The sequence below is a fragment of the Brevibacterium permense genome, from assembly GCF_013280495.1.
GTDB classification, from domain to species: Bacteria; Actinomycetota; Actinomycetes; order Actinomycetales; family Brevibacteriaceae; genus Brevibacterium; species Brevibacterium permense.
This window is the reverse complement of sequence record NZ_JABSSX010000001.1, coordinates 455,303-478,808: the sequence shown is the minus strand read 5'-3', so window position 1 is coordinate 478,808 and position 23,506 is coordinate 455,303. Positions and strand designations below refer to the sequence as shown.

General features: G+C 66.2%; 18 protein-coding genes. 4 read left to right on the top strand and 14 right to left on the bottom strand.

All coding sequences use genetic code 11. The features are described from left to right. Window positions 1–180: 180 nt before the first annotated feature. Window positions 181–2,043, top strand: coding sequence for an ABC transporter ATP-binding protein (locus HK353_RS02235; RefSeq protein ID WP_173151809.1), 1,863 nt, complete (start codon window positions 181–183; stop codon window positions 2,041–2,043). A gap of 353 nt (window positions 2,044–2,396) precedes the next feature. On the opposite strand, the gene glmM is transcribed toward HK353_RS02235, so the two are convergent. The 3 genes from glmM to rplM all read right to left on the bottom strand — a co-directional run bounded on the left by glmM (window position 2,397) and on the right by rplM (window position 5,135). Beyond that, the gene (gene glmM / locus HK353_RS02230) at window positions 2,397–3,749 is read right to left on the bottom strand and encodes a phosphoglucosamine mutase (protein WP_173151807.1); all 1,353 of its coding nucleotides are present in this window, start codon (window positions 3,747–3,749) and stop codon (window positions 2,397–2,399) included. Between the two features lie 400 nt (window positions 3,750–4,149). After that, window positions 4,150–4,659, bottom strand: a complete 510-nt coding sequence (gene rpsI, locus HK353_RS02225; RefSeq protein WP_025779545.1) for a 30S ribosomal protein S9 — start codon at window positions 4,657–4,659, stop codon at window positions 4,150–4,152. A gap of 32 nt (window positions 4,660–4,691) precedes the next feature. Beyond that, window positions 4,692–5,135 (bottom strand): 50S ribosomal protein L13, encoded by a 444-nt coding sequence (gene rplM / locus HK353_RS02220; protein ID WP_101543309.1) that lies wholly within the window; start codon window positions 5,133–5,135, stop codon window positions 4,692–4,694. Between the two features lie 416 nt (window positions 5,136–5,551). Here rplM and HK353_RS02215 point away from each other — a divergent pair, with 416 nt between their 5' ends. Together HK353_RS02215 and HK353_RS02210 are read left to right on the top strand one after the other, a co-directional pair. Continuing rightward, a complete protein-coding gene (locus tag HK353_RS02215) occupies window positions 5,552–7,870 on the top strand; it encodes an alkaline phosphatase family protein (RefSeq protein WP_173151805.1) in 2,319 nt (772 codons plus the stop codon). Then, on the top strand, window positions 7,867–10,119 hold the full coding sequence (locus tag HK353_RS02210; protein WP_173151803.1) for a hypothetical protein: 2,253 nt from the start codon (window positions 7,867–7,869) through the stop codon (window positions 10,117–10,119). The genes HK353_RS02215 and HK353_RS02210 overlap by 4 nt, the downstream gene beginning before the upstream one ends. Window positions 10,120–10,309: 190 nt before the next feature. On the opposite strand, the gene HK353_RS02205 is transcribed toward HK353_RS02210, so the two are convergent. From HK353_RS02205 to HK353_RS02195, 3 genes are all read right to left on the bottom strand, one after another. Continuing rightward, the gene (locus HK353_RS02205) at window positions 10,310–12,859 is read right to left on the bottom strand and encodes a bifunctional metallophosphatase/5'-nucleotidase (protein ID WP_173151801.1); all 2,550 of its coding nucleotides are present in this window, start codon (window positions 12,857–12,859) and stop codon (window positions 10,310–10,312) included. 231 nt (window positions 12,860–13,090) lie between these two features. Then, complete coding sequence (gene truA / locus HK353_RS02200; RefSeq protein WP_173151799.1) at window positions 13,091–13,945, bottom strand: tRNA pseudouridine(38-40) synthase TruA; 855 nt, start codon at window positions 13,943–13,945, stop codon at window positions 13,091–13,093. After that, window positions 13,942–14,568: a LemA family protein gene (locus HK353_RS02195; RefSeq protein ID WP_173151797.1), complete on the bottom strand. Its 627-nt coding sequence runs from the start codon at window positions 14,566–14,568 to the stop codon at window positions 13,942–13,944. Before HK353_RS02195 ends, truA begins: the two co-directional genes overlap by 4 nt. Window positions 14,569–14,814: 246 nt before the next feature. Between HK353_RS02195 and HK353_RS02190 the strand changes: the two genes are divergently transcribed. Further along, entirely contained in the window at window positions 14,815–15,996 is a 1,182-nt protein-coding gene (locus tag HK353_RS02190; RefSeq protein ID WP_173151795.1) for a glycosyltransferase, read from the top strand. Between the two features lie 12 nt (window positions 15,997–16,008). On the opposite strand, the gene HK353_RS02185 is transcribed toward HK353_RS02190, so the two are convergent. The 8 genes from HK353_RS02185 to HK353_RS02150 form a co-directional block, all read right to left on the bottom strand. Further along, the gene (locus HK353_RS02185) at window positions 16,009–16,575 is read right to left on the bottom strand and encodes a cysteine hydrolase family protein (protein ID WP_173151793.1); all 567 of its coding nucleotides are present in this window, start codon (window positions 16,573–16,575) and stop codon (window positions 16,009–16,011) included. Between the two features lie 195 nt (window positions 16,576–16,770). Further along, entirely contained in the window at window positions 16,771–17,469 is a 699-nt protein-coding gene (locus HK353_RS02180; protein WP_217278166.1) for an energy-coupling factor transporter transmembrane component T family protein, read from the bottom strand. Next, window positions 17,466–18,194, bottom strand: coding sequence for an energy-coupling factor ABC transporter ATP-binding protein (locus HK353_RS02175; protein ID WP_425350533.1), 729 nt, complete (start codon window positions 18,192–18,194; stop codon window positions 17,466–17,468). Before HK353_RS02175 ends, HK353_RS02180 begins: the two co-directional genes overlap by 4 nt. Further along, window positions 18,191–18,847, bottom strand: coding sequence for a biotin transporter BioY (locus tag HK353_RS02170; RefSeq protein ID WP_173151791.1), 657 nt, complete (start codon window positions 18,845–18,847; stop codon window positions 18,191–18,193). The genes HK353_RS02175 and HK353_RS02170 overlap by 4 nt, the downstream gene beginning before the upstream one ends. A 179-nt stretch (window positions 18,848–19,026) precedes the next feature. Beyond that, entirely contained in the window at window positions 19,027–20,610 is a 1,584-nt protein-coding gene (gene guaA / locus HK353_RS02165) for a glutamine-hydrolyzing GMP synthase (RefSeq protein ID WP_173151789.1), read from the bottom strand. A gap of 169 nt (window positions 20,611–20,779) precedes the next feature. Further along, complete coding sequence (locus tag HK353_RS02160) at window positions 20,780–21,217, bottom strand: DUF3817 domain-containing protein (RefSeq protein WP_062862137.1); 438 nt, start codon at window positions 21,215–21,217, stop codon at window positions 20,780–20,782. Window positions 21,218–21,219: 2 nt separating this feature from the next. Further along, entirely contained in the window at window positions 21,220–22,242 is a 1,023-nt protein-coding gene (locus tag HK353_RS02155; RefSeq protein WP_236853141.1) for an SURF1 family protein, read from the bottom strand. A 10-nt stretch (window positions 22,243–22,252) separates the two neighbouring features. Beyond that, window positions 22,253–23,386, bottom strand: coding sequence for a GuaB3 family IMP dehydrogenase-related protein (locus HK353_RS02150; protein ID WP_173151787.1), 1,134 nt, complete (start codon window positions 23,384–23,386; stop codon window positions 22,253–22,255). Window positions 23,387–23,506: the final 120 nt, after the last annotated feature.

Sequence of the window (23,506 nt, the reverse complement as noted above, 5' to 3'; positions counted from 1 at the left end):
TAGAGTCGCCGGGCGGTGAGGAAATAGTTTCACCGCTCTGGCGGTTGCACAGTGTGCACTGAACTACTCACCGCCGACAGGCCACCCGCCCACGGCGGCGACCGGATGCGAGCGATCCTCGCACCGTCACGGGATCCCCCGTGCATGCTCGGTCGTTTCGGCAGCAGAAAGGGACCCAGTATGAGCGTGCCGTCCGCACATCACCTCATGTACTCCTCGGTTAAGAGCAAGAAGACCCCCGAGACGCGCATCCAACCGGGCATCTACAAGCGGATCGCCGGGTATGCGACCCGGCACAAGCGCAAACTCATCATCTTCCTGCTGCTGTCCGTACTCACCGCGGGCATCGGCGTCCTCAACCCGGTGCTCGCCGGCGACGTCGTCAACGCGATCACCGGCGGCGGGCCCGTGTCCACGGTCGTGTGGCTGGCCGTGGCCATCGGCGGGTTGGCCATCGCCGATGCGGCCATCTCGATCACGAACCGGTACCTGTCCGCACGGATCGGCGAGGGACTCATCTTCGATCTGCGCACGGCCGTCTATGATCACGTCCAGTCGATGCCGATCGCATTCTTCAACCGCACCCGCACCGGCGCCCTGGTCTCCCGACTGAATACGGATGTGATCGGTGCGCAGCGGGCGTTTTCGAACACCCTGTCCGGCATCGTGTCGAACTTCGTCTCCCTGGCCCTGACAGTCGGCGTCATGGTCACGATCTCATGGCAGGTGACCGTGCTGTCGATCCTGCTGCTGCCGCTGTTCATCATCCCCACCCGAATGCTCAGCGGAAAGCTCGCATCCCTGCAGTTCGAAGCGGCCAACAATTCCGCAGACATGTCGACCCGCATGACCGAGCGCTTCTCCGCCGCCGGTGCCACCCTGGTCAAACTCTTCGGCAATCCCCGCCAGGAGAACGAGGAGTTCGCCGACCGCGCCGGCCAGGTCCGCGATATCGGGGTCAAGGTCGCGATGCTGCAGTCCACGTTCGTGTCCTCGCTGACTCTGGTCTCCGCCCTGGCGCTGGCTCTCGTCTACGGCGTCGGCGGGGCACAGGCCGTCGTCGGCAACCTCAACGCTGGTCAGGTTGTGACCCTGGCACTGCTGCTGACCCGGCTCTACACGCCGCTGACGATGCTCGCCAACGCGCGCCTGGACATCCAGAGCGCAGTGGTGTCGTTCCAGCGGGTGTTCGAGATCCTCGACCTCGTGCCGTACTTCAAGGAACCGTCGCAGCCGAAGGCTCTGCCAGCCGGCGGGCTGGATGTGCAGTTCGATCACGTCGACTTCGCCTACCCCAGCGCCGCGCAGGTCAGCCTGGCCAGCCTCGAAGACGTCTCCGTACTCGACACCCGCGGCGGCGATCAGGTTCTCCACGACCTGAGCTTCACGATCCCCGCCGGGCACACCGTTGCCCTCGTCGGATCCTCGGGTGCGGGAAAGTCGACGATCGCGTCACTGCTGCCGCGGCTCTACGACGTCACGGGCGGCACGATCACCATCGGCGGAGTCGATGTTCGCGATCTGTCGTTCGCCGATCTGCGCGAGGCCGTCGGCGTCGTCACCCAGGACGGACATGTCTTCCACGAGTCGATCCGGGCCAACCTGGCGCTGGTCAATCCCGATGCCACCGAGGAGCAGATGCTCGATGCCATCGACCGGGCACAGCTGAAAGGCGTCATCGATGCGCTTCCCGATGGACTGGACACCGTCGTCGGCGAACGCGGGTATCGTCTCTCCGGAGGCGAGCGTCAGCGCCTGACCATCGCCCGGATGCTGCTGGCGTCTCCGGAGATCGTCGTGCTCGATGAGGCCACCTCGGCGTTGGATTCGACGAATGAGGCCGCGATCCAGCGTGCCCTGGCCCAGGCGATGCACGGGCGGACGGCTCTGGTCATCGCCCACCGTCTGTCGACGATCCGGCAGGCCGACACGATCCTCGTCGTCGAGGCCGGTCGCATCATCGAGAAGGGCACTCACGAGGAGCTGGTCGGCCGCGGCGGTCGCTATGCCGAGCTCTACGCCACCCAGTTCGCCTCGAGCTGAGGGCGCGACGCTGAACCACTCTCGGTGCGAGCCCTGCTCCGACGCCGCAGGGTCAGAGACTTCCTCGAGTTAAGTGTGCGCAGATTGCCGGTTTCGAGGCGAAATTGTGCAATCTGCGCACAGTTGACTGGCCAACGCCGCGGCAGAAGGTCGTTCAGCCCCATGGTCGCCACGGCAGGGCCCCTCTGAAACCGGCGATCGGCGCGGCACTGCGCCCTCGGCAAACCTGACGCCTCCCAACGTCGATCAAGGGCCCGCTCGAATATGGTGCGGAAGACTGCGACATATCTGAGCGAGCCCTTGATCGAGCGAGGGGCGCCCCGCAACGCACGCCGGAGCCGGTGACTCGGCGTTTACAGCGCGAGGTGCTCCTTGACCGACGCGGCCAGGCGCTCGGCCTGGGCGGAGGCGGCATCCTCGGTGGCGGCTTCGACCATGACCCGGATGAGCGGCTCCGTGCCCGAGGCGCGCAGCAGCACGCGACCGGTGTCGGCGAGTTCGGCCTCGACAGCGGCCACCTCGGCGGCGACCTGCGGGTGATCGACGTTGTTCTTGTCCACGCCCTTGACGTTGACGAGCGCCTGCGGCAGCTGCGGGATCTCCGCGGCGAGGTCGGCCAAGGTGCGCTTGGCATCGGCCATCCGCTTCATCAGATGCAGGGCGGTCTGCACTCCGTCGCCGGTGGTGCCGTGATCGAGCATGAGCACGTGTCCGGACTGCTCCCCGCCGAGCGCATACCCGTCGGCGAGCATCCGCTCGAGCACATACCGGTCGCCGACAGCGGTCTGCACGGTCTCGATGCCGTATTTGTCCATCGCCTGCGTCAAGCCCAGGTTCGACATGACGGTCGTGACGAGGGTGTTGCCGCGCAGCTCACCGAGCTCCTTGAGCCCGATCGCCAGGATGCCCATGACCTGGTCGCCGTTGACGACCCGCCCCAGCGAATCCACGGCCAGGCAGCGATCGGCGTCACCGTCGAAAGCCACGCCCAGATCGGACTGGGTCTCGACGACGAGGCGCTGCAGCGGTCCGAGGTGGGTCGATCCCACACCGTCGTTGATGTTGAAGCCGTCGGGTTCGGCGGCGGAGACGATGACTTCGGCGCCGGCCTGGCGCAGGGCGGCGGGTCCGACGATGGACGCCGCACCGTGAGCGCAGTCGACGACGACCTTGAGTCCCGACAGCGGGCGCACATTGTCAGCGTCGACACAGCGCACCAGGTGCTCGGTGTACTCGTCTGCAGCGGCCGGGTAGCGCGAGATGCGGCCGACGTCCGCGCCGGTCGGACGGTCCCAGTCCTCATCGAAGATCGCGAGGATCTCGTCTTCGACCGCGTCGTCGAGCTTCGTGCCTCCCGCGGCGAAGAACTTGATGCCGTTGTCAGGCATGGGGTTGTGAGAGGCGGAGATCACGACGCCGAAGGCGGCGCCGGTGTCCTTGACGACCTGGGCGATGCCCGGCGTCGGCAGCATGCCCGCGTCGAGGACGTCGACTCCTGTCGAGGCGATTCCGGCGCTCAGTGCGGCGGAGAGGAATTCACCGGACACGCGGGTATCACGTCCGACCACGGCGAAGGGGCGCTTCTCACCCGTCCAGCCGCGGCTGAGCACACGTGAACCTGCGACCGAGAGCTGGAGGGCGAGTTTGGCCGAGATATCGCGATTGGCCAGTCCGCGCACTCCATCGGTGCCGAAGAGTCGAGACATAGTGGAGATCCTTTCGTCAATGTCGGAGTCGATCTTAGTCGATCCACTGGGTGTCGCTCGTGATGTCGGCACCCTCACCGAGGCGGCACACCCGCAGCCACGGCCGTTGTGATCGCGGCGTCGCGAGTGTCCGTTCAAGGCCGAGCGCGCTTATCGTGCGGTGCACAGCTCGAAAGATGTGCGTCGCCTTGAACGACGGACTATGCGCCGAGGCGGCACACCCGACCGCAGCCGCGGTCGCGCGCAACGCCGACCACGTCAGTGACCGTGTGAGATGAGTCCGGATATGAGAAATGCGGCCCCGAACCTGGTTCGGGACCGCATTCTCATGTTCATGATGCTGAACTGTCGATGACTGCGACTCAGTGGCAGACCAGCCGCAGTCGGTTCGCCAGCGAGATCAGCGCTTCGAGAACTGAGGTGCCTTACGGGCCTTCTTGAGACCGGCCTTCTTGCGCTCAGGAACGCGAGCATCGCGGCTGAGGTATCCGGCCTTCTTCAGCTCGGCACGGTTGGACTCCGCGTCGATCTGGTTGAGCGAACGAGCCACGCCCAGGCGGACGGCGCCGGCCTGGCCGGAGGGTCCACCGCCGGAGATCCGGACGATGACGTCGAAACGTCCGCCCAGGTCCAGCAGGGTGAAGGGCTCGTTGACGAGCTGCTGGTGCAGCTTGTTCGGGAAGTACTCCTCGAGAGTACGTCCGTTGATGGTCCACTCACCGGTGCCGGGGACGAGGCGCACACGAGCAATTGCCTGCTTGCGGCGGCCGACTCCGTTGCCGGGAGCGGTCAGGGACTGTCCACGTCCACCGGCGGTGCTTTCGCCCAGGCCAGCGGATGCGGGAGTCTCGGAAGTGTATTCGGTGATCTCTTCTTCGACAGTTTCTGTCGCGTTGGTGGTATCAGCCACGGTTCTCCTCGGTATGTCTAGAGCTCAGGCGCTTACTGCGCGACCTGGCTGAGTTCGTACGGCTGCGGATTCTGAGCGGCGTGCGGGTGCTCGGCACCTGCATAGACCTTCAGCTTCTGCATCTGGGCACGTCCGAGACGAGTCTTCGGGACCATACCGGCGACAGCCTTTTCGACTGCACGCTCGGGGTGGGTGGCGAGGAGCTCGGCGTAGTTCACGCTCTTGAGGCCGCCGGGGTATCCGGAGTGGCGGTAAGCGCGCTTCTTCTCGAGCTTCGCACCTGTCAGCGCGACCTTGTCGGCGTTGATGATGATGACGAAGTCACCGGTGTCGGTGTTCGGAGTGAACGTGGTCTTGTGCTTGCCGCGCAGGAGGCGTGCAACCTGCGAAGCAAGGCGACCGAGCACCTGGTCAGTGGCGTCGATGACGTGCCACTGGTGCTCAACGTCACCGGACTTAGCTGTATACGTACGCAAAAGTAGCCTTCTTTTCGTATCTGTGTTCAGTGCAGCGCCGGATCCTCATCGGGTCGTGAGTCCAATGGGTCTCAAGCGCTGGTTGTCTTCAATCGGGTGAACCTATCGACGCATTCCCCTCACCTACGGGCCTGCAACGCATGAGGCTATGTAAGGGAGTGCGACAAGCACACACAACGACAATCAAATATACATGCCCTCAGGCCCGGGGAGCAAACGCCCAGAGCGGTCTCAGGGCTGCTCGAAACCCGAGCCGATAGTATTGATCTGTGCCGACTCACTCCAGCCTGCCCTTCCGACTTCCCGCATTGAGAATCCTGATGCTGGGTCTCCTGGTCGGGCTCCTGACGGCGGGCCTCGGACTCGGCGCCTCCTCCGCGCCGGCATCAACCGACGGCTCGGCATCAACGGACAGCATGGCACCGACCGACGGTTCGGCCGACGCGAATGCGTCCTCCGCGCAGTCCACTGACACCAGCAGGCCCCCGGCCGGGCAGACGGTCGTCTTCGGCATTCCGGGTCTGACCATCGATGATATCGACCCCGAGCGCACTCCGAACCTCTTTCATCTGCTCTCCGAGGGCGCGGCAGCGAACCTCAACGTACGCACGATCGGCTCGGCCACCTGTCCCGCCTCCGGTTGGCTGTCCTTCGGCGCGGGTGCCCGTGCGCAGGCCGGCCCCTCCCCCATCGCCGAGGATGCCGACCCCGATGACTCGGCCCGCTGCCCGACGATGATCGCCCCCACCACGGACGGTTCCGTGGACGCCGAGGACGGGGCCGCCTCGGCGAAGGAGACGGCGAACAGTGATGAAGCTCATGACGCCGAATCCGCGGCCGGAACGACGGCGGCTCGGATCGAGGGTTTCGATGCGGTCAAGGAGCCCAATATCGGCTCCGGCTACTCCGTCGACTATGGCATGCTGGCGCGCGCCGTCACAGAAGCCGGCAGCACCGTGCCCGCCGGCACCGACGCGGCCGATGCGGACTCTCTGCTCGAACCCTGCGTCGCAGCCGAAGGTCCCGGCGCAGCTTATGCCGCCGCGGACGAAGACGGTGTGGTGACGAACTTCACGGAGGATGCGTTGGCCACGGATTGCCGCCTCGGCGTCGTCGACCTCGGCGCGATCGGCCTCCGCTCCTGGCTGTTCGACCCGATCCCGAACTACTCCTATACCGTTCCGCCGAACTACGACCGGGAGACCCGCGTCGCTGAAGCCGACCGCCGCCTCGGCGTGCGGCTGCAGGAAGTGCGGGAGAACGCGAAGGACGGGGCCGCAGATCCGACGATCATCGTCGCCGGCCTCGGTGACAGTTCCGGTCTGCCGCAGCTGCGCGCGTTCATCGCGTCCGGACCCGGCTTCGAACCCGGGTCCCTGTCGTCGGCGACGACCCGTACCCCGGGGCTGCTGCAGATCACCGATCTGGCGCCGGGCATCCTCGATGTCCTCGGTGTCGATTCCCCGCGCGCCGTCGGCTTCGACTCCACCCCGACCGATGATGATCCGCAGCAGCGCATCGACGATCTCGTCGCCGAGGCGCAGAAGTCGACGACGATCCGTCAGAATCTCTCGACGTTCTCCATCACCCTCGACGTCATCTTCTACATCCTCTTCATCGCGTGCGCGGTCCTGCTCAACCCCTCCATCCTCGGCCGCCGAGGCGGTGCCACCCGAGCGTCCCACGTCCACCGCTTCCTCGGCTGGGTGTCCCTGGGCGTTGCCTCCCTGCCGATGGGAGCGTTCCTCGCCGGGCTCCTCCCCTGGTCGAGGATGGCCGATCCCGGGCTCGGTCTGTTCCTCTCGGTCATCGGCACGGCCGCCGTTCTGTTCGTTCTCGCCCTCATCCCGCCATGGGGTCGGACCTGGCGAGGACGGGTCGGCGCCCTGGCCGGGCCGAACCTGCTCATCCTCGCCGCCGACCTGGCCACCGGGTCCCATCTGCAGGCGAACTCGCTGCTCGGCTACAACCCGATCGTCGGCGGCCGTTACTACGGACTCGGCAATCAGGGTGCGGCGATCTTCATCGTCAGCCTCTTCATCTTCCTTGGGCTGATGGTCTCGTGGCTGCGGGCACGCGGGCACCGACGAGCAGTGATCATCGTGCCGGTCGTCGTCGGGCTGGCCGCCGTGTTCGTCTCCGGCAACCCCTCCTGGGGTGCGAAGTTCGGCGGCACGATCGCCATCCTCGCCGGTCTCATGGTCCTGCTGGCGCTGCTGTCGAAGATCCGACTGACTCTGCTGCGCCTCGCCCTCATCGGTCTGTCTTCGCTGGCCGTGCTCATCGGCATCGCCTTCCTCGACTGGCTGCGCCCGGCCGGGGCACGCTCACATTTCGGCACGTTCTTCGACCAGATCGTCACCGGTGAGGCCCTGCAGGTCGTCGGCCGCAAGCTCGGCGCGAACCTCCACATCATCCAGGTCAACCCGGCCCTGGCCATCGTCACCCCGCTTGCGGCCATCGCGATCCTCATCTTCCTCCGCTACCTCCTCCACTTCCCCCACGTCCACGCCGGCAGCCGGACCGGGCGCCTGGTCAACAAGTGGCGAGGACGCCTCCCCCAGCTCTTCACCGACTCCGACCTGCACTATGGATTCCTCGCCGCCGTCACCGGACTGGGCGTCGGGCTCGTGCTCACCGATTCCGGGATCGCCGTGCCCTCGACCGGAGCCATGGTTCTGCTGCCCTTCCTGCTGGCGCTCAGTGCTGAACACGCCGAGGAGGCTCACCGATGAGAGCCCCCGTGACCTCCCCCGCCGCCCGGGTTCTGCTCGGGATCCTGGCCATTGCCCTGTTCGTCCTCGGCCTGCCCCAAGCCGGGCAGGCGGTCCCGGGCGCGGGCTCGAACGCGGATGCTGCTGCGGGCGCGAATGCGGCCGTGGGCGCGTCGGCTCGGGCCGACGCTCAGGCGGCAGGCGGGAACGGTGGCACGGCTCCGGCCACGGACGACGACGGCGGTGGGGCCGCCTCGGAGAATCCCGGGGTCGTGTCGATCAACGTCTCCGGATTCAGCTTCGAGGATCTCGATCCGCGCACCACACCGCACCTGTGGGTGATGATGAAGAGCGGGCAGATCGGGACGATCACTCCGCGCAGCGTGCGCTCGACGAGCTGCCCGGTCGACGGCTGGCTGGGGCTCGGATCAGGGCGGCGAGCCGCCGACGAACCCCGTGACCAGTGCCGCGAACCGGCCTCTCCGCTCGACGGCTGGGTCGCCGATTGGGACGTGTACGCGCAGGTGGCACGCGGCGACAACTACGATGCCTCCCTCGGGGCGCTGGCCGAGGCAGTGCCCGATATCCGCGCATTCGGCAGCGGTGCCGCCATCGCCGCGGCCACCCCAACCGGCCGCGTCGAGAACTGGTCGCCCGTCGGGTCCGACCTGGGCACGGACGTCGCGAAATCGGCCGCGGACGGCGAGCTCACCCTCGTCGATCTCGGCAATACCGCCGCCGACGGCTACTCGCTGAAGAATCTCGACGCTCAGGTCGGGGACATCCTCGAATCGACGGGATGGATGAGCGCAAATCGGCCGAACCGCCTCGGCGAGGGGCGGGTTCCCGTGGTATTCTCATCGATCGCCGACGGCACGCATGAAGGGTCGTCGATGCAGGCGACGATGATGGTCGCCCCGGGCGAGCAGGCGGGACTGCTCACCTCCTCGTCGACGCGGCAGCCGGGACTGGTGCAGGTGCCCGACCTGGCACCGACGCTCGTGGCACTGTCCGGTGCCGAGGAGATGGACAATGCGGCCGGGGCGCCGATGACCTCGGGGGCGCACGGGTCCGATTGGCATTCGCGCTATCAGGCGGTGCTCGACCGGCAGGTTGCGGTGAAGACGCAGAACGATCTGTCGACGTGGTTCTTCCCCGTGGTCGCCGTGCTCATGATCGGACTGTTGGCCTTGGCGTGGTTCATGCGGAAGAACCACCGGGAGCTCGTCCATTCCGGGTCGTACCGCCTCGGTGTCGTATTCGCGGCGATGCCGATCTCGACGTATCTGGTCAATACCGTGCCGTGGGAGCGGGCGACGAATCCGGACATCGCGATGCTCGGAGCCTTGGCCGGGTGGGCGCTGCTGCTCGGGGTGCTGGCGCTGCTCGGCCCCTGGCGGCGGCATAAGTTCGGGCCGGTGCTCTTCGTGTCCACCGTGACCGTGGCCGTCCTCGCCTACGACGTCGTCACCGGATCCCAGCTGCAGATGTCGACGCTGTTGGGTGAGCCCCTGCTCATCGCCTCCCGGTTCTACGGGATCGGGAACTCGGCGCTGGCGCTGTACTGCTGTGCGCTGCTGTTGGCGGTCGCCGGGTTCGCGTCTCTGGTGGCCAAGCCGCTGCATCGGGTCCTCATCGTCACCCTTCCCGTGCTCGTCTCCTGCGTCATCCTCGCCGCACCCGGTCTGGGCACGAAATTCGGATCCGTGCCGACCCTCATCATCGGAGTCGCCTACCTCGTGCTGTCCGCTGCGAGCATCCGGTTCTCGCTCAAACGGCTGGGGCTGACGGTGGGCATCGCCGGGTTCGTCATGCTCACCGTGCTGTTCCTCGACTGGCTGCGCCCGGCTGATCAGCGCACGCACTTCGGACGGTTCTTCGACTCGATCATCAGCGGTCAGGCGCTCAGCGTTCTGGCTCGAAAGATCGGGATGAACATCGACATCCTCACCCAGTCGTGGATGACTCTGGTGCTGCCGCTGGTCATCATCGGCGTGTTCTGGATGGCCCTCGATCCAGCGCGCTTCCGACTGCACGGGCTTCAGGACGCCTACCTGCGGATCCCACTGCTGAGGGCGGCGATGATCAGCCTCGCGATTCTGCTGGGAGTCGGCACTCTCATCAACGACTCGGGAATCGTCGTGCCGGCCGTCGGCATCCTCTTCCTCGTCCCGGTGCTCACACACCTCGAGACTTTCCGCGCCGGTCGCCCGCCGGTCTCGCCGACGCAACGCAGCACTCCCGATACTGCGGGCATCACGCACCGGTAGGGTTACCACCCACCCTTCCTCGCAAACCACCCCCGCAGCGACACAACGCCCCTTTGCATCGGTGCGACGTGCGACTACCGGGCGGAGATGACGCTCAGGGTGCGGGATGGCCCAGCGAGAAATGTGCCTGAATACGACGGCGGGCCGGAGAGATGAACTCTCCAGCCCGCCGGTCTGACGCCAGCCTGGCTCAGTTCTGGAGACTGAGCTTGCGGCGGCGGACGATCGTGACCGTGGTGGTACCGGCGACGATGAGTGCGAGGGCGGCGGCGACGATGTTGAAGGTCTCGAAGCCGGTACGCGGCAGGTCGCCGCCGTCCTTCGAACCGTTCGCATCAGCCCCGGAGCCATCGGCCGAACCGCCGTCGGCCGACGCATCAGCACCGCCGGCGTTCGACGAACCGTCCGAGCCACCGGCAGCGTCGTCCCCGCCGTCGGCGGAACCGTCATCGCCGGCCGAGGCGTTCGCATCGTCACCGACTGCCGCTGTGGCTTCGAACTCATGCGCCAGAGGCAGCGGGTTGTCGTCCCACCACGGACCGTCGACATTTGCCTGGACGCTGGCCTTGACGGTCACCTCACCGGAAGCGTCCTTCGGCGCGGTCACCGTCACAGCAGTCTCGGACTCCCCCGCCGGGATCGAATCGAGGGTGATGGTCTTGGCCGCCTCGGCGCTGACCTCAGGGGCCCTGCCCTTGGTGGCGCTGCTGGAAGCAGACCGGGACTCGGACTGCGCGGCCACCTCGGCGGTATAGCCTGCCGGCAGGTCGACGGTGACGTCGATGGGGCCTGCGACCTCGGACTTCGCATTCGTCCTGAGCGCGAAATCTGCGCTCTCACCGGGCTTGATGGCCTTCGGACCGGTCAGCTCCGCGCTCAGGTCGCCGCTGTCGATGACGTCCTTGGCCGCATCGGCCTGGCGTTCGTTCTTGTCGGGAGTGACATCCTTGTCTTCGGCCTGGTGCTTGTTGAAGTAGTTCTCCCAGGTCTCGAAGTCGGTGAGCCCCGACTGTTCGAAATCGCCCTTGGCGAAGGAGGTGAAGTTGTCACCACCGGCGGCGAGGAAGCTGAGCGTCGCGACCCGGTAGTCCTTCTTCGGGTCGATGTCCTTGCCATCGACCTTGACGGACTTCACGTGCTCGCCCTTGTCGGCTTCGGTGTCGTAGACGACGTCGAGGTCATCGGAGATCCCCAGGTGGAGGAACGGTCGGGACGCACCGTCGGGCTGCCACTGCTCTTCGAAGAGGCCGATGACGTCCTCGCCCTTCATCGTCACGACACCGTGGTCGTTCGCGAAGGGAAGCACGCTGTTGAGTTCGGCAACGGTGACTTCGCACTCGTCCTCGTTGTTGTAGATGTCGTCGCAGAGGAGGTCCGCGCGCAGACCGCCGGGGTTCGTAATGCCGAAGTCGGCCTCTTCCAGCTGGGTCTCTTCGACGCCTTCCTTGAGCGCATCCGCGACGAGGTTGCCCAACGTGGACTCGGCACCGCGGTCTTCCTTGCCGTCCTTCGATGCGCGCGTGATGTCCTCGCTGATCGTCCCCGAGACATCGGAGCCGAGCTCCTTGGCCTTCTCCTCTGCGTCGCTGACGATGCCGGCGACCTTGCCGACGACCTCGGAGTCATAGCTCTTGCCCTCGGTCTCGATGAGATCGATGCCGCTGGCCTGCCAGTCGCTGTTGCCGTCGACTCTCATGGTCACCTGCCCGACGTATTCGCCGTAGCTGCCGGCCTCGATGACGGGACGGGTGCGATCGGATTCTCCGGGCACCGGTGCTTCGAAGGCATACGGCATATGGGTGTGGCCGGTGAACAGGGCGTCGACCGAGGCGTCGGCCTCGGTGACGAGCTTCTTGAACTCCGCGTTCGACGCCTTCGCGTCTTCCAGGCTCTCGGTCGACGACGCGCCGAGGTGGGCCTCGACGACCGTCATATCCGGTCGTTCGTCCTCGGGCAGGTTCTCGAGATCGTCGGCGACGCGGTTGACTGCGTCCGTGGGGTCACCGAAGTCGAGGTCGGCGATGCCGTCCGGTGAGACGAGTGAGGCGGTGTCCTTGGTGACGACGCCGATGACGGCGATCTTGACTCCCGACACGTCGACGATGGAGTACTCGTCGAGGCCGTCGACGACGTTCTGAGTTCCCTTGTCGTAGACATTGGCCGCCGAGTACGGGAAGTCGGCTTCGTCGCTCACTCGTCCTGTGAGGTCATCGATGCCTTTGTCGAATTCGTGGTTGCCGACAGCAGAGGCCTGGACGCCGATCGCGTCGAGCACATCGAGCGTGGGTGTGTCGTTCTGCGACGAGGAGGTGTAGGTCGACGCTCCGATGTTGTCACCGGTCGAAAGAACAGCGGTGCCTGCGTTGTCGCCGCCGGTGCCGAACTTCGCCCGCTCATCTTCGACGACCGAGGCGACCTGAGTGCCTGCCTCGGAGATGCGTCCGTGGAAGTCGGTGATATTGAGCAGCTGAACTTTGGTGCCCTCGGGCGCCGACTGCGCATCGCTGCCGGAATCCTGCTCGTCGCCGGCGTTGTCCGACGCCGCGGACTTGCCTTCGGTCGAATCGTTCGACGACTCGTCGGGGTCCGCGGGAGCCGCTTGACTCGGTGCCGTAGCGCTGTCGTCGGTGGAGTTTCCGTGGCCCAGAGAGGGTGCCCCGAAGGCAGGCGCGAGGCCGGGCAGAGCCAGCATCGACACTGCGGCGCCCGTGGCCAGCACTTTGGTCACAAATTTCGACATGTATTCGGTTCCTTCGATCGTTCAGTGAGGCGCACATCAACCGTGCCGGTGGGGATGAAGACCGATTCCATCCTGCAGTGCCAATGCGAACTGAAAGTTACTTAAGTGTGAATCTACACAGGATTCTCACAACTGGAAAGAGGAATTCTCACATGATCGCGACTCGTGCGATATAAGGCGGCTTGATGCTGCGGATTGATGCTTCTGCCGACGACCCGCCGAACCGTCGGCCTATTCCTGGTCGCGGCGGGCCATCGTCTGGGCGTTGCGAACCGCATAGTCCTCGGGTGCCGGATAACCGACCTCGGTGAGGACGAGTCCTTCGGCAGGCGTGACGAACATGGGCACATCCGGGGTCAGCCCGGCGTCCGCCTCGGCGATGAGTTCGGCCGGGCGGGTCACCGCCCAATTGCCGGATCCGACCTTGATCAGTCCGCCGACGAGTGCACGGACCATGTGATGGCAGAAGGCGTCGGCGCGCAGATCGATGGTGATCACAGCATCCTGATCGCGCGAGACATGCAGTTCGTAGAGGGTGCGGATCGTCGTCGCACCCTCCCGGGGTTTGCAGAACGGCAGGAAGTCGTGGAGCCCTTGGACCTCGCTCGCGGCCTCGGCCATGGCTTCGGCATCGAGTTCGCCCTTGTGCCGCGGCGTCACCTGGGTCAGCAGCGGGTCGATGAATGATCGATGATCGGCCAACCGGTACTGATACGACCGCCACAGCGCGGAGAACCGGGCGTCGAAGTCCTCTGGCACCTCGGTCACCGCGTGAACGACGATGTCGTGGAACTCACCGGCGATGAGGACTCCGCGCAGACGTGACAGGAGGGCCGCCTCGGCGGATCGATTCGACTGGCCGATCAGCTTGCCGATCGCCTCATCGCCCAGATCGATGTGCACGACCTGACGGCGGGCATGGACGCCGGAGTCGGTGCGGCCGGCGACGACGGTGTCCACCTCGGTGCCGGTGATCCTCTCCAGCCCGGATTCGACGGCGGCCTGGACCGTGCGCAGTCCCGGCTGCTTGGCCCAGCCATGGAAATCCGTGCCGCGATAGCCCAGATCGAGGCGGAAGCGGGTCATCGGGTCATCCTCGCCGAGGCGGGGCCCGCCGTTCCGAGTCCACCATCGTCATCGATCGCCTCGGTGAACGGGGCTCGGGGCTTGAAAACCCCGCCGAAGAGGCGGGAGACCAGTCGCGTCCGCTGCCGGTGATAGCGCTCGACGTTCGTGTTGTAGAAACGCGCGCCGGCGAGGATCCGTTCGGTGAGCACCTGCAGCTGACCGTGCAGAAGCTGGATCGTCGTGTCGATCTCCTCATTGACCGCAGCCTGATGGGAACGGGCAGACTCCGAGGTCAGGGACCTCTCCGTCAGCGCCGCGGGGATGAGTGCGGCGTCATCGACGGCGTCGGTCAGGGCGTTTTCGGCTGCGGCGCCGCGGTGGTCGAAGGAGGCGCGTTCGGCAGAGGCGAGCGCGAGTTCCAGCCGGGACAGGTCCTGTCCGGCGATCTGCTGGAGGGTGCCGATATAGGCCGGCACGAGGGCATGGCGGGCGCGGATCTCGCCGATGAGCTGGCGCTTGGCTTCATCGCACAGCGACCGGGCCATGGACAGCTGGTTGAAGCGCAGGACGGTGAGGATGACGAAGAGAACGATGAGAGCGGCGAGTACGCAACCGCCGACGATGAACCAGACCACGGCCATTCCCCTCGTTCCATGTGCTGCACGAGCATTTCCGACACCTCAGTTTACGCGGGGTTCAGACTCGTCGCGAACAGGTCATCATCCGGACACCGAGGCGACTGAGAGCAGCCACCGAGAAGGGGCGCGCCCGGGCACCGGCCCTGGCATTCTGCAGTCACCAGAGTGCGGACCGATTTCGGCCAGATGTCGCCGACCTGTCGCCTTCGGGTCATGCGTTCGTCACTCGGCGGGCCTTAGCTGGGGCTCGTGAGAGTAGCGATCATTGCAGAATCCTTCCTCCCCAATATGAATGGGGTCACCCACTCACTCCTGCGGGTCCTCGACCATCTGGCCGACCGCGGCGACGAGGTCCTCGTCATCGCTCCGGGCACGCGCAGGGACGGTCCGAAGGAGGTCGCCGGCGCCCGCATCGTCCGGGTTCCCTCGATTGCCTTGCCGAAGTACCGACGCATCCGCGTGGCTCCCGGAGGCGTCACCCGCATCCGCCGGCTGCTGCAGCGTTTCGCCCCGGACGTCGTCCATCTGGCCAGTCCGTTCGTCCTCGGCTGGCGCGGCGTCCTCGCCGCCCAGGCACTGAATCTGCCGACCGTGGCGATCTACCAGACCGAGGTTCCCGCTTATGCCGCCCGGTACGGAATGCACGGAATCGAGGCCATGCTGTGGAACCACGTCCGCAATATCCACCAGCATTCCTCGCTGACGCTGGCCCCATCGTCGTACACGATCGGTCAGCTGCAAAGCCTCGGTGTCGCCGAGGTGGCACTATGGGCCCGTGGGGTCGATTCCTCCCGTTTCGACCCGGGTCATCGGTCCGGGGCCTGGCGGCGAAGCGTTGCTCCGAATGGTGAGAAGATCATCGGCTTCGTCGGCAGGTTGGCCGCGGAGAAGCAGGTCGAAGACCTTGCCGCGCTCACCGATCTGCCCGGGGCGAAGGTCGTCATCGTCGGTGACGGTCCCTGGCGGACGCGTCTGCACCGGCTGCTGCCGGAGGCTCATTTCACCGGGTTCCTCGGTGGGGATGCTCTGGCCCAAGCGGTGGCGAGCTTCGACCTCATGGTCGCCCCGGGTGAGCTCGAGACCTTCTGCCAGACGATTCAGGAGGCCATGGCCTCCGAGGTGCCGGTCATCGCTCCCGCCCGAGGCGGCCCACTCGACCTCGTCGACTCCTCGCGCACCGGGTGGCTCTACACCCCGAAGGACTTGCGTGCCATGCGAACGCATGCGGCGGACCTCCTCGGCGACGAAGCGAAACGGCGGGCCTTCGGGGTCGCCGGTCGTGAACAGGTGCAGGCCAGGAGCTGGAAGAGCGTGTGCTCACAGCTCGTCGGCCACTATTCGCGGGCGATCGAGAATCCTGCGCCGCAGGTGCTCGGCCGCGGATTCAGCTCGATGGTCAATTACGGGCTGGAGAATCCACTGCCCCACTAGGTCTCCGGCGCCTCAGCCGAGGCTTGTCGTCCAGTCAGCGACGGTGAGCACCTGCGCCTGCTTGGGGAACACCTTCTCGGTGAGCACAGTGTGGACCTCGGGGTCGCGGTCGGCGCAGGCGTCGGAGAGCACCGTGAGCTCGAAGTCGAGATCGGCAGCCTGACGCACGGTCGAGAGCACCACTCCGCTCGTGGCGACTCCGGCGAGCACGAGAGACGATGCCCCGTAGCCGCGCAGCAGCACCTCGAGATCGCTGCCGGTGAAGGCGCTGATGCGTCGCTTGGTCACGATCGGCTCGCCCTGATGCCGAACGAGGGCGTCGTGGATGCTCGTCGAGGCATGGGACTCGTCAAGGTCGCCGTGGGCCGCGATCTGCGCGAACGATGCCGTTGCCGCCAGTTCGGGATGCCCCTCACGCAGCGCCACTCGCACCCAGACGACGGGGATGTCGTGGCTGCGGGCTGCGGCGACGGCGTCACGTGCGCGTTCGAGCACGCCGGTCGAGGCGAAGGCGTCGTCCCCGGCGATGCCGTTCTGGAAGTCCATGGCCAACAGGACTGTGTTCTCGGTGCCGGTCATCATGTCTCCTTCGGTTCGAGCGGGGTTCGTCCCCTCTTTCGCCGAGGCTACTCCTCCCACCAGGTGTTCTGCTGAGTCCCGGCTCACAACTGGCTCAGACTCTCGCAGGCGAATCGTCGACCGCTCAAGTCAGCGTCGTTGTGTCAAGCTATGCGATGAGCGATCGACGGAAACTCGAGCGGTCAGCGAAGACGATCAGTCCACGATGCCGCGGGCGTCGAGAGCCCGACCGGTGTCCTGCGCGTATTTCACCGACCGCAGGATCGCCGGCACCACTCGGGCCTTGATGCTCGAGTCCAGTCCCCTGGCCCGAACAGCACGTTCGGCTTCGCCGAGCAGACCGGAGATATGGGAGATCGCCCGGACCATGAGGCTCGCCGCCAGCGCGATCAACTCGATGTTCGCGCCGAAGAACCGCAAGGGCGAGACCAGCACCGTGAATGTGTCGAGCAGCTGCGCCACCGACGCCGTCAGGGTGAGGATCAATGCTGCCTGCACGCAGGCGAACACGGTCCCACCGACAGCCAGCCCCGACTCCATGGACTCGAAGAAGTACTGCAGCCCCATGACGATCGCCACGAGCACCGCCACATAGATCCAGGTGCGCAGGAAGTGCTTCACCCGCAGCCGGGCGGTGAGCCCGAGGACCACGAGGACAGCGAACATCGACCAGTTGATCGCCGCATCGCGGAAGATGAGCGCGACGATGCCGATGACGGCGATCACCGCCAGCTTCACTCCCGTCGGCACTGCATGCAGCCATCCCCGAGGATGCGCCACCTTCCCGAAGAGCTGCGGTCGAGCCTTGATGCCGGCGTGCTTCCGCCACGTCCTTCCGGTGTCACCGGCACCAACGCCGGTATGGCCGACCCCGACAGGACCTTTCCCACTCATGGCGTATCGCTCATGATGAGATTTCGGTAGGCGGCGACCGCCTCGGCGGGGGCGGCATCGGCCACGATCCGACCGTCGTCGACGACGATCGCGCGCTGGGCGATCTGCGCGAACTCGAGGTCATGGGTGGTGAGGATGATACGCACCCCGCGCCTGGCCACGAGCTCCTGGAGATGCACGCGCAGCCGCTCCTTGTTGCGCAGGTCGAGCAGGGTCGTCGGCTCGTCGAGGACGAGGATCTGCGGATCCACCGCAAGCACCGCGGCCAGTGCCACGAGCTGACGCTGACCGCCGGAGAGCTCGTAGACGCTCCGTTCGGCGAGGTCGGCGATGCCGAGCTCGTCGAGCACCGCCAGTGCCGCTGCCCGCCGCTCACGCTTGGGCACGGACTTGCGCAGGGACAGTTCGATGTCCTCGATCGGGGTCGGCATGACCAGCTGCGCGGCCGGATCGGTGAAGACGAAACCGACCCGAGAACGCACCTTCGCCGCCTGCCTGCGCGGGTCGAAACCGTCGACGAGGACCTCTCCGGCGTTCGCGGTGACCAGGCCGTTGAACAGCTGCAGCAGGGTCGACTTCCCCGAGCCGTTGGCACCGATGACGGCGACGACATCCTCGGTGAGGGTGAGATTGACGTCTTGGAGGATCGGGCGCACGACATCGCCGTCGGGTCCGTCATCGAGGACTCCGACGCCGACGTCGCTCAGCCGGATCTCACGTGTCACTTGGCGTCCTGCTCCTGACGGGCCGAAACCGATTCCACACTGACACCGCGACGACGCAGAATGTCGGGGAACGCACGGTGGATGAGCACCGCCACCGAGGCGGCCAGGATGTTCTTCACAATGTCACCGGGCCAGTAGGCGAGGTCCGCGACCGCAGCCACGCCGAGCGGCAGATCGCCGTTGATCGACATGCCGAGGATGCCCAGCGGGTGGTTGAGCAGGAGACTGCCGCCGAAGCCGCCGAGGAACAGCACCACACCGAGCTTCATTCCTCTGAAGCGGCGCACTGCCCAGCGGGCGATGAGTCCGGCGAGGAGAGCGTAGAGCGCGAAGGAGAGGATGTAGCCGGCGCTCGGGCCCGCGAGGACGCCGATTCCGCCGCGCATTCCCGAGAAGATCGGGAGTCCGACGAGACCGAGGACGACATAGAGCAGGGTGGCTGCGAATCCGCGCCAGGGTCCGAGGACCATCCCGCACAGGGCGATCGCGAAGGTCTGCAGAGTGATCGGCACGCCGAGGGGACCCACCGGAACAGGAGGCATCATCGCAAAGGCCGCGAGCATCGCCGCGAAGACCGCAACGAGGGCGATATCGCTGCCGGCCGAGCGAGGACGGGTGATCCCCGCCGAGGTGGTGCTGTGGGTCGGTGTCATGAGTACTCCATTGGTCGTGATCCTCCCCGACGTGATCGGGGACGCCCGAGGCGGCCTCGAGCACCCTCCCACTGTAACTGAACGGTGTTCAGGAGCGGTATTCGGGGTCGCGGTCGAGGCCGCCTCGGCGAGGGTATCCGCACGTTCACACGCGCAGTGCCCTCAACGGTCGCGGAGGATCACTCCCATTCGATCGTGCCCGGAGGCTTCGAGGTGACGTCGAGGACGACGCGGTTGATGTCGTCGACCTCGTTGGTGATGCGGTTGGAGATCACGGAGAGCACATCGTAGGGGATGCGCGTCCAGTCGGCGGTCATCGCGTCCTCACTCGAGACCGGGCGCAGCACGACGGGGTGGCCGTAGGTGCGGCCGTCGCCCTGGACGCCGACGGAGCGGACATCGGCCAGGAGCACGACCGGGCACTGCCAGATCTCTCCGTCGAGGCCGGCCTTCGTCAGCTCTGCGCGGGCGATCGCATCGGCCTTGCGCAGGATGTTCAGGCGCTCCTCGGTGACCTCGCCGATGATGCGGATGCCCAGTCCGGGGCCGGGGAACGGCTGGCGGGAGACGATGACCTCGGGCACGCCGAGTTCGCGGCCGATGGCGCGGACCTCGTCCTTGAACAGGGCGCGCAGGGGTTCGATGAGCTGGAACTGGATGTCATCGGGCAGACCGCCGACATTGTGGTGGCTCTTGATGTTCGCCGTGCCCGATCCGCCGCCGGATTCGACGACATCGGGGTAGAGGGTGCCCTGGACGAGGAACGCGATCTCCTCGCCCTCGCCTTCCTGAGCCTCGAGCACGAGGTCGGCGGCAGCGGTCTCGAAGGTGCGGATGAACTCGCGGCCGATGATCTTGCGCTTCTCCTCCGGGTCGGTGACCCCGGCGAGCTGGGACAGGAACTGCTCACGCGCATCGACGGTGACCAGGCGGACGCCGATCGAATCGACGTAGTCCTTCTCGACCTGGACGCGTTCGTCCTGACGCAGCAGCCCATGATCGACGAACACGCAGGTGAGCTGGTCGCCGATGGCCTTGTGGACGAGCGCTGCTGCCACGGAGGAGTCGACTCCGCCGGACAGGCCGCAGATGACCTTTTTGTTGCCGACGCGGGCGCGGATGAGTTCGACCTGCTCGTCGATGACGGATTCGTTCGTCCAGTCGGCTTCGAGGCCGGCGACGTTGAACAGGAAGTTCTCGAGGATCTTCTGCCCGTTCTCCGAGTGGAGGACCTCGGGGTGCCACTGCACGCCGGCGAACCTCTTCGCCGCGCATTCGAAGGCCGCGACGGGAGTGTCCGGGGTGGAGGCGAGGACGTCGAAGCCGTCGGGCGCCTCGGCGACGGAGTCCCCGTGGGACATCCAGACCTTGTAGTTCTCAGGGGTCTCGGCGAGCAGCGAGCCGGTCTGGGACACGGACACCGGGGTCGATCCGTATTCGCGCTTGTCGGTCTTGGCCACGCGTCCGCCGAGCGCGGTCGACATGAGCTGGAAGCCGTAGCAGATGCCCATCGTGGGCACTCCGAGGTCGAACACGGACGTGTCGAAGCTCGGGGCGCCGGCGTCGTTGACGCTCGAGGGTCCCCCGGAGAGCACGATGGCCATGGGGTTCTTCGCGGCGAACTCGGACGCCGGGGCGTCGTGGGCGATGATCTCCGAGTACAGGCCGGCTTCGCGGATGCGGCGCGCGATGAGCTGGGCGTACTGGGCGCCGAAATCGACGACGAGGACGGGGGGCACCTGCGTGCTCTGGGATTGCGTCATGATCCAATTCTAAGCGTCGGTGACCGGACGCCCGAATTCGGGTCAGGCCCCCTCGCAGGGCGGACGGACACGGGTCGGCGGGCCGCCTCGGCGAGGAAGGGCCGGGCCGGTTCCGCCACCGCGGATGACCACGGGTCGGTGGGCCGCCTCGGCGAAGGTGGGGTCCGTCTCAGGACTTGGGGGCGACGACGACGGCGGCTTCGAGCTCGGCGTCGACCTGGCGGTGGATGCGGCGCTCCAAGATGAACGACATCACGGGCACGACGCCGGCCAGTGCGAGGATGAGGTACCGGCCGAGGCTCCAGCGCATCTGCTGGTTGAGCCAGAAGCAGCCGATGAGGTAGACGACGTAGCACCAGCCGTGGCAGATCGCGATAGCCGCGGCGAGGTTGAAGCCGTTGAAGTTCAATGCGGAGGCCGGGTCGGCGGCGATGAGGTATTTGTAGATCATCTCGACCGTGAGGATAAGCAGCATCGTGCCGGTGATGAGCGCCATCACCCGGTAGAACTTCAGCGCATTGCGGGCCGAGGTGAAGCGCTTGACGCTCCACACGTTGTTCTCGTCGAAGTCGGGGCGGGAGTCCAAGGACTCGTGTTCTTCGCTCACGCTCAGTTTCCTCCGGTCGTGGAAGTGTCGGTCGGGTCGGCGTCGGCGGGATCGGTGGTCGAGGTCGACCCGTCTGTCTTGCCGCCCGTCTTTGCAGATCTCTTCCCGGACTTCTTTCCGGGTTTCTGCCCGCCGTGACGATGGGCCGGCAATCCGGTGAGTCCGGACATCACCTCGGGGGCGATGGTCGCGTCGCCTGCAGGCTTGACGACAACATACTCGACGCTCTTCTCCGTATCCTGGGAGTCCTCACCGAGTCGGCGCCGGACGTAGTCATCGCGCAGCAGCTGGAACCACATGTAGAGGGCCATGGCCGCGAAGATGATCCATTCGAGGGCGTAGACCGCCGACTGCAGATCGAACCCTCCCTCGTCCCGCGTAGTTGTGGTCGGGACCTGTTCGAGGCCGTCGGTGCCCACCGAGGCGGCCGCCCCACCTGCAGTTTCGGGAATGAGGAAGCCGGAGTATGTGAGCAGGTCGGGGAACATGTTGATGATCTGCGAGGTCGAGACGGTGCGCACCTGCCCATCGGGCAGATCATTGCCCTCGACGGGCCCCTCGATCGGTCCGATCCGCGCGGTCAGTTCGACCTGGCCGCCGCGGGCTTCCGAGGTCATCGCCGTGTGTTCGTCGGTGGTGAAACCACGGACGACGGGTATCGCGATCGTCTTCTCGTCGGCATCAGCGACCGTGACACCATCTCCGAGGCGAGCTCCGTCCGGGGCGAACATCGTGACCACCCAATAGCCGGACTCATCGTTCTGCATACGACCGGGGACGACGACCTGCGCATCGGGAATCCACTGCCCGGACAGTCTGACGCGCTGGTCAGCGAGGATGCCGGGCATCGGAGCTTGCGCATTCATGACATCGTTGAAGTCCTTGACTTCATCGACTCCGGCAGAAGCTGTGACATCGTTCTTGTACCGGGCTCGATCGACCTGCCACGCGGAGAGTCCGACGAAGCAGGTGACGAGCACCAGGACGAGGAGCAGAGACCCCAACCATTTGGGGGTCAGTGCCAAGCGGAACAACTCAGACCACCGAACCAGTCTGGTACGGCGAGACGGTGACGTCGACGCGCTGGAACTCCTTGAGGTCCAGATAGCCGGTGGTGGCGAGCGCACGACGCAGGGCACCGGCGAGGTTGAGTTCCCCGATCGCGGTGCGTCCGGGGCCGAAGAGCACCTGTTCGAGGCTGCCCACGGTGCCCAGTTCCACGCGGTGGCCGCGCGGCAGGTCCGGGTGGTGGGCTTCGGCGCCCCAGTACATTCCACGGCCGGGGGCTTCGGTCGACCGGGCCAGAGCTGTGCCGAGCATGACGGCATCGGCACCAACTCCGAAGGCCTTGACGATCTCACCGCTGGTGCCGAGTCCGCCGTCGGCGATGACATGGACGTAGCGGCCGCCGGATTCGTCCATATAGTCGCGCCTGGCGGCGTGCACGTCGGCGACGGCTGTGGCCATCGGGGCGTGGATGCCCAAGGTCTTGCGAGTCGTGGCCGCCGCTCCCCCGCCGAAGCCGACGAGGACGCCGGCGGCACCGGTGCGCATGAGGTGCAGGGCCGCGGTGTAGGTGGCGGCTCCGCCGACGATGACGGGCACATCGAGTTCGTAGATGAACTGCTTGAGGTTGAGCGGTTCGGTGTGGGTCGAGACGTGCTCGGCCGAGACCGTAGTGCCGCGGATGACGAAGATGTCGACTCCGGCGTCGATGACGGTCTTGTAGAACTCCTGGGTCCGCTGCGGAGTCAGTGCACCTGCCACGGTGACTCCGGCTTCGCGGATCTGCTCGAGGCGAGCGGTGATGAGTTCGGCCTGGATTGGTGCGGAGTAGAGCTCCTGCATCCGGGAGGTCGCCATCTCTGCCGGCAGCTGGGCGATTTCGGCCAACTGCGGGGTGGGGTCCTCGTACCGAGTCCACAGTCCTTCGAGGTCGAGGACGCCGAGCCCGCCGAATCGGCCGAGGGCGATGACGGTCTCCGGCGACATGGCCGAATCCATGGGAGCGCCGATGAAGGGCAGCTCGAACTGGTAGGCGTCGATCTGCCAGGTCAGGGACACGTCTTCGGGGTCACGGGTGCGCCGAGCGGGGACGATGGCGATGTCGTCGAGCGAATAGGCGCGACGGCCGCGCTTGCCTCTGCCGATTTCGATTTCAGAACTCACCCCAACAGCCTATCCCACCGCCCTTGGCACAAGGTCTCAGCCCACTATGAGGAACAGCGCATCTCCCCTCCCAGGACTACCCGACGGCGGCCCAGCAACCTCGCGCCAGGTTGCTGGGCC